Below are 18,356 nucleotides of genomic sequence, written 5' to 3'. Positions count from 1 at the left end.
AACCTTACCAGAGCACCTCAATCTTTCTAACACTACCCGTAATATCTGCTACATATAGAAAGCCTTTTTCATCCACATGAACGGGGATGGTTTCAGGGGGATAGTCCGCTCGAAGGCTATCAATCTCAGCAGCTTTTTCGAGCTGTCCGGTTTCAGCATCAAATATCTCATAGATAAACCTCAACTCGGTTTTCTCGGGATCGGCATCTCGGAAAGATATATGGGCAAATCTATTTCCTTCAAGTTTATATAAGCCTTGAGAATAGGAATGGTACTCATAACCAAGATAACCTCCATTAGGATTAATGCTTATAAGCATTGCTCTTTCATGGGGTTCATTCATAGTTTCATGAATACTGAAAGGTTTCTGAACATCTTCATATCCCTTAATAATGCTTGCTTGACTCCATTGATCATCAGACTTCTCATACAAATACATTTGGCCGGAATAGTATTCTGGAGTAAAAGCGATTAGCTTTTCTGTAATTTTTATTACGTAACCTCCTGTAGTCTCCAGAAATCGTTCTTCACTCTCATCTTCTTTTGACAGAACTTCTTTAATGGGTATTATCTGATCAGTAATTTGTTCTTCTTCTAAGCTATAAACCTGAAGTAAGTGCCCCTCACGGAAATTTGACAGAAGCAGTTCACCTTCAGTAAAATCAGATATATCTGATACTGAATTATTGTATTCCATATCAAGAATCTTTTCTACATCTAACTCCTTATTAAAAACCGTGGCGCGCCGAGACATATAATCGTAAACAAGGAATCTGGAATTATCCAGCATGGCTATTTCACGAATATTCTCAAACTCTCCCGGCCCTCTTCCTCTTCCTCCAAAAACATCTTGATATTCGCCCGCTTCATTAAACACGAAAAACTTACCAAGTGGAACATCTTGAATATAGATTCGACCCTCATCATCAGTAGCAGTTTGATAGGGAGTGCTAAGAAACACCTCGGGATCACCGGTCTCCGCACTATTTTCATCAAACTTCATCACATCCTTAATTTCCACTGATTGTAGTGAAGCTTTCTCAGTAGGGACTTCTTCTTGGCAAGCAGCTAAAACAAAAACAAATAGTAGTGGCACCATTAATAGAGCAGATCGCATTTTTACTCCTAAAAAATGAAAAATTAACGGCTTATTATACATCTTTGTTTTTAATTTCCGAAAAATGAAATAAAAAACTCTTATATGACATTCACCAAGGAGAGGTCAGCTTAACTCCTAAAAAAATCTATCCTATCCTGATTTAATTGAAACAAATTGCTTCACAAATTCGTCCATAGATAAACATTCTATTATTATGGCAAAAAAAGAACAGAATAAACCACGCTCTTTCTCTAACGATTTAGACCGGCACCCCAACGCAGAAAATGATCCCGACTTTGATCTGGATGAATACATCAATCAAAAAAGCCAGAATGAAGAACTCTTTGCGGCCGAACCTGAGGAAGAAGACCGCTCTCAATTTAAAAATGCTATTCTGATATTTATTGTCTTTGCGGCTTCTTTTTTATGGTTCAATAACTGGAGCGGATCAGAAGCGTGGACCTTTATTTTTGGTGGGGATGATAATACGACTCAGGTTGCTACTGCCCCGCCAGTTTCAGATCGACTTGAGGTTCAGATGCCCGAAATCCCAACTATACCTGCGGTTCCTGATTTACCTACACTGCCCGGAGTAGATGTTCCATCCTCTGCCGGCCTGGATATGCCGATCACCGAATACTTAACAATTCTTCGCGATAAAGGATATTTGGGTGATGAAGTTTCCAGTTTTTCAGCTCGGCAACTTTATGATGGAAATGTCCCTATTTCTTACCTCGATCAGCTTCAAAATGCGGGGTTTCTTGAAGACCTTTCTTTTGTTTACATCATCAATTACTACCAGAATCAAATTCCATTAAGCTATCTCGAAAGCCTTCAAGAGGCTGGTGTTTATGAAGAATTATCTTTTGTCGATGTAACCAACTTTTATCAAAATGATGTTTCAACAGACTATCTAATTAAACTAAATGAAGCCGGTTACCTTGAAGATTTGTCTTTTGTGTATGTAACTAATTTTTATCAGAACGGTGTTACCGTTGAGTTTCTTGACCAGCTTCAAGAACAAGGACTCTATGAAGATCTTAACTTTCTGGACATCGTAGATCTTTACCAACGAGAAAACGGCGATTAACGCTACTAATTTATTCCAATGAGTACACAGTTTAAAAATACGCCCAACGATCCGAATTTTGACTTAGATGAATATATCCGCCAAAAAAGTGAAGAAGGCGATGACTTTTCATTTCAACCTCCAGAACAAGAAGCTCCAGAAGGGTCAACGTTTAAGAATGCTTTACTGATTGTTTCTGTATTTATGGCTGCATTTCTCTGGTATCATGACTGGAGTCCGGCCCAAGCGTGGAATTCTGTATTTGGAAGTAATCAACAAACAGTAGCCGTAAATATACCTGACATCAATATTAACATCCCGGAAATCAACATTCCTGACATCCCTCCTATTCCAGATTTTGAATTTGAAGGTGGATTTGCTGACTACCTAGTTGCTATTAATGAAGCCGACCTGGAAGACTTTTACTCCAATTCCGGTTATCAGGCCTTATACCAAAGCGGAGTTCCCATCGAATATCTCGAACAGCTGAATGATGCCGGCTATTTAGGCGATGAGTTTTCATATTCAGCAGTCATTGGTCTTTACAACAGTGATGTACCCGTAGAATATATAAATGGTCTAAATGCCATTAATCTGTTGGATGAATTCTCCTACTCGGCTATCATTGGATTATATAATTCTGGCGTAAGTATGGAATACCTGAATTCTATGAATGAGGCTGGTTATCTCGATGAGTTTTCCTATTCAGCCCTGATTGGCCTCTATAATACTGATGTTCCCATTGATTATTTAGATGGCATGAATGATGCAGGATATTTGGACGAATTTTCATATTCAGCCATCATTGGACTTTATAACTCTGATGTTACAATTGACTATCTCAACGACATGCAGTCCAGTGGGTTAATGGATGAGTTTTCTTATTCCGGGCTTATCGGTTTATATAATGGTGACGTACCTACCGGATATATTCAGGACCTAAAAAGTGGCGGCTATCTGGATACTTTTTCGTATTCGGCCATCATCGGGATGTATAATGCCGATGTAACTGTTGATTATATTAACGGTCTGAACGAAAGAAACCTGCTTGAAAACCTGAGCTACTCTGATATTATTCGGATGTACAACACGGATAATTAATGACCAATGACCAATGACCAATGACCAATGACCAATGACCAATGACCAATTTTAAAATTTAATAGTTCAAGCTCCAGTGGTTGGGTCTATTCAGTCAAAAAATCTTTGTATCTGAATATTGGATATTGAGGTTTGGTTAATGGGATTTACATCACCTTTGGCTCATCTAAATCCCTGAATTGTAATTCATACAAGTGACTGTATAATCCGCCTTGCTCTATAAGTTCTGTATGGGTTCCCTGCTCTACAATTTCACCTTCATCCAGCACTAAAATCCTATCTGCATGCTGCACAGTTGACAAGCGGTGAGCAATCACAAAGGTAGTTCGGTTTTCCATTAACCGGACTAACGCTTCCTGAACCTGAGCTTCAGATTCAGAGTCTAGGGAAGAAGTCGCTTCATCAAGCAATAGGATGGCTGGGTTTTTAAGAATGGCCCTGGCAATAGCCAATCGCTGACGCTGCCCTCCACTCAGCTTCACTCCTTTCTCACCAATCATAGAATTGTATCCATCCTCAGTATCCATAATAAATTGGTGAGCATTGGCATCTTTTGCGGCCTGAATAATTTCCTCTTCCGTAGCATCCAGTTTTCCATAGATTATGTTTTCCCGGATGGAAGTCCCGAATAAATGCACCTCTTGCGGTACAATTGAAATATGTTCCCGAAGCGACTTAAACTTCACATCCTGAATATTATTCCCATCCACACTAATCACTCCTTTTTGGGGATCATAAAACCGGGGAATGAGATTTAGCAAGGTAGTTTTACCGGCACCGCTTGGTCCCACTAAGGCAATTGTTTTTCCCGCGTCTGCTTTAAAAGAAATCCCACGAAGCACGTCTTTTTCTCCTTCATAGCTAAACCATAAATCCTTAACCTCAATCTCTCCTTTTACTTTTGAAATTGATTTGGCATTCGAATTATTCTCAATTTCCGGTGTTTCTTCCAGCAGTTCAAAAATACGCTCAGATGCACCTGCGGCTGTATTTACGGCAGTATATAGTCTTGAAGTTTGACTAATGGATCTTGAAATATTCAACGCATAAATAATGAAAGCTACCAAGTCACCGGCGGTGAGACGATCAGCCAGCACCTCTTTACCTCCATACCAAAAGATGATGACCAACGTACTCATGAACATAATCCCCACTCCGGCCCAAAACAATTGAGTGAGTACTACCTTCCGGCGTGCCGTTTTGAATAGCTTTTCGATCGCAGTTTGATATCGCTCTACCTCATAATCTTCCCGAACAAAGGCTTTTACTAAACGGATCGCTCCTAGTGCATCTTCAGCTACCGCGGTTGAATCAGCCAGTTCATCCTGTATGTCTTTGGATAGAAAACGAATCTTTTGGCCGAAATAACGAGTGGCTAAAGTCACAAACGGCACCGTAACAAAGATCACCATACTCAGGCGCCAGTTCAGCACCACCATCAACGAAACAGAACCAATCAAAGAAAAAGAAATGGTGAGTAACTGAGGAAGCGAATCTGTTAATGCAGTACGAATCGAGCCCACATCATTGGTCAAGCGAGAAGTAATTTCACCAAGTCGCCGCTCTGCAAAAAACTTAAATCCCAGTCTGTGCAGATGTTCATAAACCTTCTTCCGAAGATCCGTAATCACCCGCTCTCCAACCCATTCCAAGTGATAATTCCCAAAAAAGGAGAACGCAGCCTGCAGCACAAAAAGCACAAACAAGCCCATTGCCAGCCAGTTGAGCAACTCATTATTTCCGGATTCAAACACAGCGTCCAGTAATTCACGGAGTCCTAAGGGTACAGTCAGCCAAACCGCTGACGCCAGAATGGTAACTACCGTTGCAGCATAAAAGCGTGTCCGATAAGGCTTACTTAGTGCAAATATCTGCATCAGCGTTTGCCAAAGTGACTGAATGGATTTTTTCTCGGAATCGGGCTTTTTACTCATTGGCATAATTTGTGAAAGACAGCTTAAATAAAGCGCCTCTTTTTGGTTTAAGCAATAGTAGCCAAATACCGTGCCGCATTTAAAAATTCTGCCATAAAATTAATCGTATTCTATTGAGTTTTTTTGCGTTCAAATTACTATCTATACTAAAACTTAAATCTTTACTTCAGGTTATGGATAGCGAAATTCTTACTTGGATTTTTTTAGTCGGAGGCGTTCTTCTAATGTTTTTGGAAGCAGCCCTGCCCGGAGGCGTCGCATTTCTCTTGGGATTTAGCGGTTTGGGCATTGGTGTGCTTCGCTATTTTGGCTTCCTTGAAGATCCTTTCACGGCCACCTTCGTCTGGCTGATGTCATCAACTATATTGACCATCGCCATTCGGCCATTCATCAACAAATACTTCAAAGGCGACAGTTCTTTTAAATTTGCAGACGAAGATTATGAAGCCATGGATCAGATTGTAGATGTTATAGAACCTATTAATGATTTGGACAATCACGGTCGTATCAAATTTCAGGGAATTTCATGGCAGGCTCGTTCTCTTGAGGGGGAAATCCCAGCAGGAGTTCAAGTACGAATAAAGTATAGGGATAACACCACCTGGATAGTTGAACCTGTTGATGTTATCGATTCAAAGAAAAATCAACTTAAAGACTCAAACCAAAACTAATATGCTCTGGACTACTATTTTAGTTGTAATCGTAATGTCTTACTTCGTACTTACGAGGCTTTTTCAAATTGTGGAGTTTCGGGAAGAAGTAATTCAAGAACGGCTGGGTAAGTACAAAAAAACACTGAAACCCGGTTTTCACTTTTTAATCCCATTTGTTGATCGCCCGGCATACAGCCAGGAAATGCGAGAGCAAGTGTTGGATGTACCCAGCCAAACCTGTATCACCAAAGATAATATTGAGGTTGCTGTAGACGGGTTGGTTTATCTCAAGGTGATGAGTTCTCACAAAGCCAGTTACGGAATTTCAGACTATCAGGCTGCAGCGGTTAACTTGGCTCAAACCACTATGCGTAGTGAGATTGGTAAGATGACTCTTGATGACACTTTCTCAGAACGCGAGAAAATGAATGAAAACATCGTTCGTGAGATTGACAAAGCCGCCGACCCCTGGGGAATAAAAGTAATGCGGTACGAACTAAAGAACATCCGTCCTTCCAGTGAAATAGTTGATACGATGGAGCGACAGATGGAAGCTGAACGTGCTAAAAGAGCTGAAATCACGAATTCAGAAGGACACCGGCAAGCCCGAATTTATGAGTCTGAAGGTGAGCAAAAGAGTCAGGTTTTGGTATCTGAAGCTCAGCGACAGCGTCGTATCAATGAAGCAAAAGGACGGGCTAAGGAAATAGAACTCGTTGCCAACGCAACAGCTACAGGAATACGAAGAGTTGCTGAAGCTATTGCTAAACCCGGCGGTGACGTCGCTGTTAAAACAAAACTGGTGGAACAATACATCAAGCAGTTTGGAAATATTATCCAAAACTCAAACGTCTCAGTATTGCCTACTGAAACCGCTAACCTGAAAACATTTTTTGAAGGGGTTAGTACCATCAGCGATCATACCAAAAGTCCGGCAAGCAAGAAGTCTTCACCCAAACAAGGAGAGCAGTAATCATGGAAATTATCGAAACCATTAGTCAAGTTTTATTAGGTGCTTTCTCGGTCTATGTGATGTACAAGTTCATTCGATCTTTACGGTTGGTTCCAAACCAATACGCATATATCGTAGAACGCCTTGGGAACTATCAGAAAACACTCGGGCCTGGATTTCATGCCCTTATCCCCTTTGTAGACAAAGTAGTTTACAAGCAAGATTTACGCGAAGAAACCATCGAGGTGGAACCTCAGGAATGCTTCACCAAGGATAACGTCAAAGTAGAAGTTGACGGGGTTATTTACCTGAGCGTTATAGACCCTGTGAATGCAAGCTACGGGGTTACCAATTATCGGTATGCAGCTGTTCAACTTGCCCAAACTACCACACGTTCTGTTTTAGGTAATATGGAGCTTGATCAAACTTTTGAAGATCGGGCCGCCATGAGTAAGGAAGTAGTACATGTTCTCAGTGAAGTTGAACAAGTTTGGGGAATTAAAGTCCACCGGTATGAAATCAAGAATATCGTGACTCCCCGAACGGTACAGAAAGCTATGGAGCGACAGATGACTGCTGAACGAGATCGGCGAGCCATCATCGCCAAATCTGAAGGTGTGAAAGGCTCCAAAGTAAACGATGCTGAGGGGATGAAAGAGGAAATTATCAACATCTCGGAAGCTGAGATGCAGCGACGTATTAACGAAGCAGAAGGTTTAGCTGAAGAGATTCTTTCTATAGCTGAAGCAACAGCTTTGTCTATCGAGGAAATTGCAGGAGCTCTATCTCAACCAAAAGGAACCGAAGCGATGAAGCTTCAGCTTTCAGAAAAATACCTGAATGTACTTTCGGGACTGGGAAGAGACCAAAACAGTATCATATTACCTAAAGACATCTCTAATTATGAAGCACTAATGGATGGTTTATCTCTTGGTGATTTAGATGTCAAAACTGAGAAGGAATAAGCTTTAACGAATTCTCACCTTTATTACAGGGCAGTTCATAATCTCATGAATTGCCCTTTTTATTTATATATATTTTAAGTGTGGAGTTGGTCCACATAAAATCCTAACCATTCTAAAACATACATCCAGATAAATGAGTAAACTAGATACCGCAGTGCAGAGTAAAATTGATCAGTGGCTTAATGGAAGTTATGACGATGAGACCAAAGCAGCTATTCAACAGAAACTGGATGATGGAAAGTATGACGAGTTAACCGATGCTTTTTATAAGGATCTCGAATTTGGCACCGGTGGACTCCGGGGTATCATGGGGATCGGTTCAAACCGAGTCAATAAATATACATTTGGTATAGCCACTCAAGGATTAAGCAATTTCCTGAAGAATGAATATCCTGATACGGAACTGAAAGTTGCCATTGCCCATGATTGCCGGAACAACTCAGAAAAACTGGCTAAGGTAGTTGCTGATGTATTTTCAGCAAATGGTATTCACGTGTATTTCTTTGATGCCCTTCGCCCTACTCCTGAGCTCTCCTACGCTATCCGCGAGTTAGGTTGCCAAAGCGGGGTTATGTTGACAGCTTCTCATAATCCTAAGGAATATAACGGTTATAAAGCCTATGGAGCCGATGGGGGTCAGTTTGTTGCTCCCTACGACAAGATGGTGATGGAAGAAGTTCAAAAAATTGGAAGCGTAGATGAAGTGAATTTTGATGGGGATGAGAACCTTATTGAATCAATTGGTAAAGAAATGGATGAGAAGTACCTAAAAGCTTTGACCGACCTTTCTGTTTCCAAAGATGCAATCAAACGACAGAAGGATTTAGGTATTGTTTTTTCCCCTATTCATGGAACATCTAGAGAATTAGTCCCGGAAGTACTGAAAAGGTACGGTTTCGAGAATGTAAATTTAGTTGAAGAGCAGATGACTGTTGATGGGGACTTCCCAACTGTTGTGTATCCAAATCCCGAGGAAAAAGAAGCGCTGGATATGGCTCTCAATAAAGCCAAAGAAATTGATGCTGAGCTTGTGATGGCTACTGACCCGGATGCTGATCGTGTAGGGATCGCGGTTAAGAACCTGGAAGGTGATTTTGTTTTACTGAACGGAAACCAAACCGGCTCTTTGATTATTAATTATATGCTCACAGCCTGGGAAGAAGCTGGGAAGATCACCGGTAACGAGTACATTGTGAAAACAGTGGTGACTTCCTACCTGATTGATCGTATCGCAAAAGATAAAGGTGTGGAGTGTTTTAATACTCTTACAGGCTTCAAGTATATTGGACAGCTAATGACCCAGCTGGAAGGGAAAAAACAATTCATAGCCGGCGGTGAAGAAAGTTATGGATACCTGATCGGCGAACACGTTCGTGACAAGGATGCGGTTGTCTCCTGTGCCATTATCGCCGAAATGACCGCTTTTTATAAAGACCAGGGAAGCAGTTTATATGAAGCCATGCTGAACATGTATGTAGAGTATGGTTTGTTCCGGGAAAACCTTGTTTCCGTTACCAAAAAAGGAAAAGCAGGCGCTGAAGAAATTCAAAAAATGATGATGAATTTCCGTGCTAATCCCCCAAAGAAATTAGGTGGCTCTCAGGTTGTTACGGTCAAAGATTATCAGACATCCAAAGAGAAAAACATTGCTACGGGCAAAGTGACTGACATCGAACTTCCTTCATCGAATGTTCTTCAATTTATTACTGAAGATGGAGCTATTGTTTCAGCAAGACCATCCGGAACAGAACCGAAAATCAAGTTTTATTGCAGTGTAAATACCAATCTAATGAGCGCTGAAGATTATGCTCAGGTTTCTGCTACCCTTGACAAGAAAATCGAAATGATGATTGAAGGGTTAAAAGATTAGACATCTGAGTTTCCGCTACTTAAAGAATTTTTTATAGTTCTTTACTTTCACTCTAAAACCTGATTAATTAGTCTAATATTAATCTCTGCAACTCGGAACACCAGCTGGCAGAGATTGTTATAACAATAACAGGCTAATATTAATAAATAAGGGAATCACTATGAGTGTAGTTAGAAGAGATACTATTGAGAAACTCATTAATAAAACTGATGATATTAATGTCACCCTATTTTTACCAACTCATAAAAAAGGAGAAGAAGGTAAACAAGACTCCATCCGGCTGAAAAATCTCATTCAAAAAACTAAAAATGAACTCCTTGAAAAAGGATGGAAAGAACAGCGAGTAGAAGATTTATTTAAAGATTTAATTGAAAAATCTGAGGAAAATCAATTCTGGTTACATCAAGATAAAGGCTTAGCTATATATCTAAATGAGAATCATTTTGACTACTTCAAGATCCCTGTAAGTCCAGAAGAAGATTACTATATCGCTGAAAACTTTTTGGTAACCCCTCTTCTAGAACTGCAAAATCACCATGGCACCTATCATGTCTTGCTCTTAAGCCAGAGTGAAACAAAAATGTTCAAAATTGCTCCAGATGAAACTAGTCTGGTAGAATTTGAAAGTGTTCCCACAAGTATGGAAGAACATCTCAAGTATCACGTTCACGAAAAATCCATGCAGCAACATTCTGCCGGTGGTGGCAGTAACGCTACTTTTCATGGACAAGGTGGCGATGAAGATGACAAAGAGCTTGAGTTGTTCCTAAAGCACATTGAGAATAAAGTCACCAAGTATCTGAAGAAAGAAAATGGTCCTCTAGTTTTAGCGGGACCGGATAAAATGGTTGCCTATTACAGGAAAGCCAATAAGTATTTTAATGTTTTAGATGAGGCTATTAAAGGAAATTCAGATAATAAAAGTCCAAAAGAACTTGCTGAAGAAGCTTGGACTATTGCAGCAGATTATTTTCAGGAAGATATTGAAAGTGACATTGAACGGTTCAACAATTTGCAGGGCAGTGAGCTTATTTCAACTGAAGTTGAAGAAATCGTTAAAAGTGCGTATTTCGGAAAAGTTGACACTCTCTTTGTACCTATGGGAACCCGACAGTTTGGGGTATTCCATCCAGATGAAAATCGTGTAGATATGTCTGAATCTTTAAATGGTGAAGCTGTAGATCTGATAAACTATGCAGCAATATCTGCCATAAGAACTGGAAGCACCCTTTATGGATTGCCTCAATCTCAGGTTCCTAAAAATTCTGGTTTGGCAGCTATTTACAGATATAAAAGCTAATAGTGAATTTTAGTTTACAACAAGCCGAGACTTCTTAATTGAAGTGTCGGCTTTTCTATTTAATTGACTTATTTATAGCAATTGAAAGTTTTTACCCGCTTTCTGTAGTACAATCCCTTCCATCTCTAATTGTAGCAAAGCGACTAATAACTGGCTGGTGTTTACCCCAATTTTGTCGCTTAAATCGTCTACCTGATATGCCCGATCTTCTAAGGCTTGGCATATTTTAGTAGCTGTTTCGTCAAGATCTTTTTCCCTCCAGCTAGTTTTCTCTGCTTCTGTAGCTTTACTTTTTGATTCATCAGAATGGTATTCAACTAGCAGCTCTTCCAAAATGTCATCTACCGTTTGAACCAGTTTAGCAGCTCCCCTCTTTATTAAGTAATTACATCCCGTTCCGGTAGGATTACCAATTGGGTGTGGCACTGCAAACACCTCTCTGTTTTGATCCAGCCCAAGGTCAGCGGTAATCATACTCCCTCCTTTTATCCCTGATTCAATTACTAAAACACCCATACTCATCCCGCTAACAACTCGGTTTCTTACCGGGAAATTTCCTGCATCTGGATTAGTGCCTAATGGAAACTCAGTAATCACCGCACCACCTGACTTTACAATCTGATTAGCTAGATTAGCGTGCTTTCTTGGATAAAGATTGTCAATTCCCGAGCCGAGCACAGCTACCGTTGGAGCGTTATGGTCTAGTGCTGTTTTATGAGCAATAGCATCAATACCATAAGCGAGACCGCTGTATATACACAGCCCTTGATCAGCCAGCTCCCCGGTCAATTTTTCAGCCATATTTCTTCCATAGGTTGATGTATTCCGGGTACCAACCACAGCAACTCCGGGTTTTGAAATAGCTTCTGGATTTCCTTTTAACCAGAATAGTATGGGAGGATCATAGATTTGCTTAAGAAGAGGTGGATACTCAGGGTCTGAGAACGTAATAATTTCAGATCCGCTTTTTTCAGTCTCAGCTATAATCTGATCTACCGTCTCCCAATCATCAAAAGAAAGAATTGCCAAAGCAGAAGCTTCACCTATTCCCTCAATTGACCTAAGCTTTCTTTTACCGATGCTGAAAATCTCTTCAGGATCATCGATGTTCTTTAATAGTTTATAAACGCGCCGGCTACCTAATCCCGAAATTATGCTAAGCGCTACGAGTACCCTAAGTTTCTTCTTCTTTCCCATTTTGTATGTATTCCCACAGTTTCTCTCTAAGCTCGTCGATACCGTGACCGGTAGCTGACGAAATAGGAATAACGGAAATTTCATCATCAAAATGAAGTTCTTCTTCTAACTCAAACCCTTGTTTTAAATCCATCTTAGTGATAGCTAAGATTCGAGGTTTGTCAAGAAGGTCTTTTCTGTAGGATTTTAATTCATTCAAAAGCGCGTTGTATTCATACTCAATATCAGTCATACAACTAACCATAAACAGCAGTACGTTGTTGCGCTCAATATGTCTCAGGAATTGAATTCCCAAGCCTTTCCCATCATGAGCTTCTTCGATAATTCCCGGGATGTCAGCCATTACAAAACTTCTGTAATCCTCAAACTTCACCACTCCCAGGTTAGGCTCTAAAGTTGTGAAAGGATAGTCAGCTATTTTTGGCTTGGCGTGAGATAAAGCTGAAAGCAGGGTACTCTTTCCGGCATTGGGAAATCCAACCAACCCAACCTCTGCTATAAGTTTAAGCTCAAGCTCAACTGTTCGCTTTTCACCCGGTTTACCCTCTTGGGCATGCTGGGGTGTTTGATTGGTCGAACTTCTAAAGTGCCAGTTTCCCAAACCACCTTTTCCGCCTTCTGCGATAACGAGTTTCTCTTCATGTTCGGTGATTTCACCCAACCGTTCTTTGGTTTCCGCATCAAAAACAACGGTACCTAAAGGAACTTCAAGCAGTTCAGACTGTCCGGCTGCTCCAGAACTTTTTTGCTTAAAACCATTCTCCCCATTTTTGGCTTTGATATACTTTCGGTAGCGAAGATCAAGAATGGTATTCAGCTGTTCGTTTCCAACCAAAACTACATCCCCACCTTTTCCTCCATCGCCGCCATCGGGACCTCCTTTTGGCACATATTTTTCCCTGCGAAAATGAGCAGAGCCATCCCCGCCTTTTCCAGCAGTTACATAAATTTTGGCATAATCAGCAAAGCGCATAGAATTGGTCTTCCTTAAAGGTTTTCAAAAATAAAATCACTCATCATCTGGTAAAGATGTTTTCTGGCATTTCCGCCATTAATACTGTGAGCTTTGTTTGGATATATCATTGATTCAAACTGCACATCAGCTTCAATCAAAGCATCAATCATTTCAACAGAATTCTGGAAATGTACGTTGTCATCTCCTGTACCATGAATCAGCAGGTAATTCCCTTTAATCTGATCTACCTTGTTTAGGGGAGCACCTTCGTCATATCCCTCAGGATTGAGCTGAGGAGTTTGCATAAAGCGTTCTGTATAAATAGTGTCGTAATATCTCCAGCTGGTTACCGGTGCAACAGCGATGGCAGCAGAAAAAACATCAGCTCCTTCTGTAATACCTAATGAAGACATATAGCCACCATAGCTCCAACCCCAAATTCCAATTCGCTCTGGGTCTACATAAGGCAACTTAGCTACTTCTTTAGCCGCAGCTATCTGATCAGCGGTTTCTAACTGACCCAGTTTTTTATAAACCTGTTTCTTGAATTCACTCCCGCGAGCTCCTGTTCCGCGGTTATCTACAGAAACTACAATATACCCCTGGTTAGCAAGATATTGATGCCACATAGGGCGCTGACCGCTACCAAATGCTTTCGTTACAGTCTGGCTTCCAGGACCTCCATAAACATACATCAGCACCGGATAGTTTTGGTTAGGATCAAAATCAACCGGCTTAAGCATGTATGCGTTTAAGCTTACACCGTTTACATCCATCTGCATAAACTCTTTCTCGATGTAGCTGTATTCCTGAAGTGTTTGGCTCAGTTCCGCATTATCCTCAATCGTTCTTACTTTTCGTCCATTGTCTCTGAATAGACTTACTTCAGATGGCTTGTTATAATCTGACCAGCTGTCGATGTAATACTTAAAATCACCGCTCATATTTATGTTATGCCATCCAGCTCCAGTTGTCAGCTTTTGCTTCTTCTTGCCGTCAATACGGATGCTGTATAACTGCCTTTCCATAGGTGAGGCTTCTGAGCTTACATAGAACAATTCATACGTCCGCTCATTATGGCCAATGAGTTCAGTGACATCCCAGTCACCGCTCGTTACTTGCTCAAGCTGCTGACCTTCCATGTCGTAGAGATACACATGATTATATCCACTTTCATCACTGGTAGTAATGAACTGCTCGCCGTTATTCAAAAAGTACAGATCGTCGTTCACATCTAACCACGTATCACTTTCTTTAGTGAGAATTGTATTCGAGTTGCCGTTAGTAGCATTAGCCAACATGATATCCATCTTATTCTGAAGGCGATTCATGCGGCGAATAGACAATACATTGTTATCTCTGGTCCAGTTTATTCGAGGGATATACTGATCATCCTCCTCGCCAACATCCATGGTTACCGTTTCTTCAGAATTCAAATGGTACACATGGATAGATACAATCGAATTCTGTTCTCCTGCTTTGGGATACTTAAACTGAACTTGTCCGGGATATAGTGAACCCCAGTCTGTCATAAAAAACTGCTTTACCAGTTCCTCGTCAAACCGATAGAAAGCTATACGATTTCCTTCAGGTGACCAAAACCAGGCTTTAGCAAATCCAAATTCCTCTTCATAAACCCAATCAGCGGCACCATTTATAATCTTGTTGAATTCTCCGTCTTCGGTGATTTGAGTCTCTTCACCAGTAGCCAAATCAACCCAAAACAAATTATTATTACGGACAAATGCTGCACGCTCCCCTTCCGGAGAAAGCTCTGCATACTGTTGCTTCTCTTCAGACTGAGTTAGTTTGGTCAGTTCTTTTGAAGCAATATCATACACATAATAATTCTCCTTAGTGCTTCTCCGCCAGAGTTGCTCTACATCTGTTTTAATAAGCAGTTTTGATTCATCAGAAGAGAACTGATAACCCTGTACTTCAATTACATTGCCTTCGGCATCCGTAAAGTCATTCCCGTTAAACAACACGCGCTCATTCCCATTTACGATGTTAAAACGGATGATCTGATTATCCTGAGTAGCCGTGTAGAATTCTCCATCATTCATCCAGCGAACATTCTGAACACCATTTGGAGAAAATGTACCATCAAAGATATGCTCGAACTCAATGGGTTTTTTATCTTGAGCGAAAGTGGCAACCGAAAAAATTGCCATCAAAATAAAAGATAGTTTTACTGCTTTCATAGAAGTAATAATTGGATTAAAAAAGAAAAGAACGCCGGTCGGGCATTCTTTTCAAAAGTGATTATAGAAGTTCTTATTTCTTATGAAGTATAAGTTTGAGCAGCTTAGTAAGCTTTTCCTTCATCTCATTTCGGGAAACGATAAAATCCAGAAACCCGTGTTCCTTTAAATATTCAGCTGTCTGAAAACCTTCCGGTAAGTCACGACCTATCGTTTGGCGAATAACCCGGGGTCCTGCAAAACCGATTAAAGCGCCGGGTTCGGCTATGTTGAAGTCTCCCAACATTGCATAGCTGGCAGTAACTCCACCTGTGGTTGGGTCCGTCATGTAAGAAATGTAAGGCACCTTTGCTTCTTCAAGCTGAGCGAGTTTTGCTGAGGTTTTTGCCATTTGCATCAGGCTGAGCACACTTTCCATCATTCGGGCGCCACCGGTTTGAGAAATAATCATCAGTGGAATTTTCTTCTCCCGGGCGTGGTCAATTGCAATTCCTAAGCGTTCACCCACAACCGAGCCCATACTTCCTCCAATAAAGGAGAAGTCCATACAGGCTACAACCAAGTCCAGCTTATTCATTTTGCCCACACCTACTCGTGCAGCATCACTTAAACCCGTTTTTTCCTGATATTGGTCTAGTCGATCTTTGTACTTCTTACGATCTTCAAACTCCAGTGGATCAGTAGGTTGGATTTCCTGACCTAATTCTTTGAATTTTCCACCATCAAAAATAATTTCGAAATATTCTTCACTCCCAATTCTGAAGTGATATCCGCTTAGTGGATCAACCCAAAGGTTGTCTTCCAGCTCACGCTTGTGGATGGTTTCGCCGGTAGTAGGAACTTTAATCCAAACGCCTTCCGGCATTTCTTTCTTGGTATCCGTTTGGATGTTTTCGTCTTTTCTTTTAAACCAGGACATATACTGCGTTTTGTGAATTTTTTCAGATGTTTAAAATAAAGATTCTGAAGGTTAATTCTGAATCTCTTTATACGGAAGTGTTATTAACCTGACTGCTGGTCAAATAATTTGATTCAAGCTCCTCAGCGGTGGTCTTTTCAAAAAAATCATCCTTTGTAGTTGACTCAAAAAGAGTGACCAATGATTTTGAAGTAATCTGACCTGAATCTATGATCGTCAACTCTTCCAACCTTTTCTTATCTAATCGATCAATTCCTGTTCCAATTATCTTTTCACCCGGCTTCAACAACTCTTCGATTTCAACCAGTTCGAGGATTCTTGAATCTGAAACAGCTTTTAACCCCTCATTGTTAAATGAAAATAATTGGTGGTAGAGATGCTTTCTTCTCGCGTTAATTACGGCATGGATTTTACCTTCACCTACGGCCTGAGCAAAACCGGCCAGTGTATTTCCTGAATAAATATCGACGTCTAATCCGAAAAACATTCCCTTTATAGCGCTAGCAGCAATTCGAAGTCCGGTATATGAACCCGGCCCGGTGCTTACCAAAACGGTATCAAGATCAGCCATTTTAAATTGATGCTCTTGCATGAGTTCGCGTACGTATAAAAACAGTAGTTCGGAATGAGAACCCTTCCGCTCAGTACGTTTCTCAAATACCTCACCCGCATTATTTTGAAAAGAAACGGAACAAATATTGGTTGCGGTCTCGAAAGCAAGAATCATAGTTTTACTAAATCTGATTGTCATCCTGAACTTGATACAGGACTTTAAAAATCATCTAATTTCGTTTAGTACCAACTGACCTTTATTGAAAATACCCACCGCTCTACCCTTCAATGTTTTATCCAGATATGGAGAGTTTTTAGATTTTGAGCGCACGTTTTTCTTATCAAAAGTCCATTCTTCGTCTGTGTTAAAGAAGGTCAGGTTAGCTTTCGCACCTTCTTTTATTTCCGGCTGATCCAGGTTTAAAATTTTGCGTGGATTATATACCAGTTTATCCATCAACTGCTGAAGGTCTAACTTCTTGGTTTGAAGCAGTCTCTGATTAGTTATTGACCAAGCCGTCTCCAATCCTATAATTCCGTTGGGAGCATAAATGAATTCCACCTCCTTCTCTTCTATGGCATGAGGCGCGTGGTCAGTACAAATAACATCAATAGTTCCATCAACCAACCCTTCAACCATTGCATCTACATCTTCCTGAGTTCGAAGTGGCGGGTGCATTTTAAAATTTGTATCAAAGTGTTGTTTATCAATTTCTTCATCCGTCAGATCAAAGTGATGGGCACAAACTTCGGTAGTAACATTAATTCCTTTTTTCTTGGCCTGTCGGACTAAATCAACCGCATTCTTAGTACTGATGTGAGCCACATGAATATGTCCGCCTGTATATTCCGCTAACAAGATATCACGGGCTATCATCACCTCTTCGGCTATTCCAGGAGTTCCGTCCAGTCCCAGGCGGGTAGATACTTTCCCCTCGTTCATATGTCCCGGCCTTGAAAGAGCCAGGTCTTCTTCATGATTAATAATCGGCATTCCAAGCATAGAAGAATACTCGAGGGCAACTCGCATTACCTGAGAGTCAAAAACCGGATCTCCATCATCACTAAAAGCAACAGCCCCACCTTCTTTCATATCGGCCATTTCGGCAATAGACTTCCCTTTACGCTCTTTGGTCACACAAGCAATCGGGTGTACATCAACCGGTAATTTCTCTGCTTTTTTGATGATAAACTCTACCACATCGCGAGTATGTGTTGCAGGCTTGGTATTCGGCATACAGGCTACAGCTGTAAAGCCTCCAAAAGCTGCAGCATCGCAACCCGTTTTAATTGTCTCTTTATGCTCAAAACCGGGTTCACGCAAGTGAATGTGCATATCCATCCAGCCCGGAGAGACGTATGCTCCGCCAAAATCATGAGTTTCTTCTCCTTTACCGGCCTTTAATCCGGAACCAATTTCTTTAATGAGACCCTCCTCAATGCGGATATCAATGGTGTCTTTACCTTTATGAGAATTGCTAACGGGCTTCAGGTTTTTGAGGAGCATGAATGTGGATTTGTACGATTTACGTTCGCCTGCAAATATACCGTGATTCGGCACTAAAGTTAAGTCAAGGATTGAAATC

15 protein-coding genes are annotated in these 18,356 nt (G+C 40.8%); 7 read left to right on the top strand and 8 right to left on the bottom strand.

The features are described from left to right. Window positions 1-4: 4 nt before the first annotated feature. Entirely contained in the window at window positions 5-1,159 is a 1,155-nt protein-coding gene (locus tag CL667_08395) for a hypothetical protein (GenBank protein MAL17718.1), read from the bottom strand. 154 nt (window positions 1,160-1,313) lie between these two features. Here CL667_08395 and CL667_08390 point away from each other — a divergent pair, with 154 nt between their 5' ends. Continuing rightward, on the top strand, window positions 1,314-2,189 hold the full coding sequence (locus CL667_08390) for a hypothetical protein (GenBank protein MAL17717.1): 876 nt from the start codon (window positions 1,314-1,316) through the stop codon (window positions 2,187-2,189). Window positions 2,190-2,207: 18 nt separating this feature from the next. After that, window positions 2,208-3,269 (top strand): hypothetical protein, encoded by a 1,062-nt coding sequence (locus CL667_08385; GenBank protein ID MAL17716.1) that lies wholly within the window; start codon window positions 2,208-2,210, stop codon window positions 3,267-3,269. A 146-nt stretch (window positions 3,270-3,415) separates the two neighbouring features. Here the strand turns inward: CL667_08385 and CL667_08380 are convergent, their stop codons facing one another. Beyond that, complete coding sequence (locus tag CL667_08380; GenBank protein MAL17715.1) at window positions 3,416-5,209, bottom strand: ABC transporter ATP-binding protein; 1,794 nt, start codon at window positions 5,207-5,209, stop codon at window positions 3,416-3,418. Between the two features lie 167 nt (window positions 5,210-5,376). Between CL667_08380 and CL667_08375 the strand changes: the two genes are divergently transcribed. The 5 genes from CL667_08375 (at window position 5,377) to CL667_08355 (ending at window position 10,943) form a co-directional block, all read left to right on the top strand. Then, the gene (locus tag CL667_08375; GenBank protein ID MAL17714.1) at window positions 5,377-5,874 is read left to right on the top strand and encodes a nodulation protein NfeD; all 498 of its coding nucleotides are present in this window, start codon (window positions 5,377-5,379) and stop codon (window positions 5,872-5,874) included. Window position 5,875: 1 nt separating this feature from the next. After that, window positions 5,876-6,829 carry a paraslipin gene (locus tag CL667_08370; GenBank protein ID MAL17713.1) on the top strand — a complete coding sequence of 318 codons (954 nt, stop codon included), beginning with the start codon at window positions 5,876-5,878 and terminating at the stop codon, window positions 6,827-6,829. A 2-nt stretch (window positions 6,830-6,831) separates the two neighbouring features. Further along, entirely contained in the window at window positions 6,832-7,773 is a 942-nt protein-coding gene (locus CL667_08365) for a paraslipin (GenBank protein ID MAL17712.1), read from the top strand. A 133-nt stretch (window positions 7,774-7,906) separates the two neighbouring features. Next, window positions 7,907-9,643 (top strand): phosphoglucomutase, encoded by a 1,737-nt coding sequence (locus tag CL667_08360; GenBank protein MAL17711.1) that lies wholly within the window; start codon window positions 7,907-7,909, stop codon window positions 9,641-9,643. A gap of 160 nt (window positions 9,644-9,803) precedes the next feature. Continuing rightward, window positions 9,804-10,943 (top strand): hypothetical protein, encoded by a 1,140-nt coding sequence (locus CL667_08355; GenBank protein MAL17710.1) that lies wholly within the window; start codon window positions 9,804-9,806, stop codon window positions 10,941-10,943. Between the two features lie 72 nt (window positions 10,944-11,015). Here the strand turns inward: CL667_08355 and dprA are convergent, their stop codons facing one another. From dprA to CL667_08325, 6 genes are all read right to left on the bottom strand, one after another. Then, window positions 11,016-12,140 (bottom strand): DNA-protecting protein DprA, encoded by a 1,125-nt coding sequence (gene dprA / locus CL667_08350; protein MAL17709.1) that lies wholly within the window; start codon window positions 12,138-12,140, stop codon window positions 11,016-11,018. Continuing rightward, window positions 12,118-13,113: a GTPase ObgE gene (locus CL667_08345; GenBank protein MAL17708.1), complete on the bottom strand. Its 996-nt coding sequence runs from the start codon at window positions 13,111-13,113 to the stop codon at window positions 12,118-12,120. The genes dprA and CL667_08345 overlap by 23 nt, the downstream gene beginning before the upstream one ends. A 14-nt stretch (window positions 13,114-13,127) precedes the next feature. Next, window positions 13,128-15,299: a S9 family peptidase gene (locus tag CL667_08340; GenBank protein ID MAL17707.1), complete on the bottom strand. Its 2,172-nt coding sequence runs from the start codon at window positions 15,297-15,299 to the stop codon at window positions 13,128-13,130. 73 nt (window positions 15,300-15,372) lie between these two features. Then, window positions 15,373-16,218, bottom strand: a complete 846-nt coding sequence (locus tag CL667_08335) for an acetyl-CoA carboxylase carboxyl transferase subunit beta (GenBank protein ID MAL17706.1) — start codon at window positions 16,216-16,218, stop codon at window positions 15,373-15,375. 67 nt (window positions 16,219-16,285) lie between these two features. Then, window positions 16,286-16,945 (bottom strand): tRNA (adenosine(37)-N6)-threonylcarbamoyltransferase complex dimerization subunit type 1 TsaB, encoded by a 660-nt coding sequence (gene tsaB, locus CL667_08330; GenBank protein ID MAL17705.1) that lies wholly within the window; start codon window positions 16,943-16,945, stop codon window positions 16,286-16,288. A gap of 51 nt (window positions 16,946-16,996) precedes the next feature. Further along, window positions 16,997-18,277: a dihydroorotase gene (locus tag CL667_08325; GenBank protein MAL17704.1), complete on the bottom strand. Its 1,281-nt coding sequence runs from the start codon at window positions 18,275-18,277 to the stop codon at window positions 16,997-16,999. Between the last annotated feature and the right edge of the window lie 79 nt (window positions 18,278-18,356).

The sequence above is a fragment of the Balneola sp. genome, from assembly GCA_002694685.1.
GTDB lineage: Bacteria > Bacteroidota > Rhodothermia > Balneolales > Balneolaceae > Gracilimonas.
The sequence above is the reverse complement of the archived record's forward strand: the minus strand, read 5'-3'. Positions and strand labels throughout refer to the sequence as shown.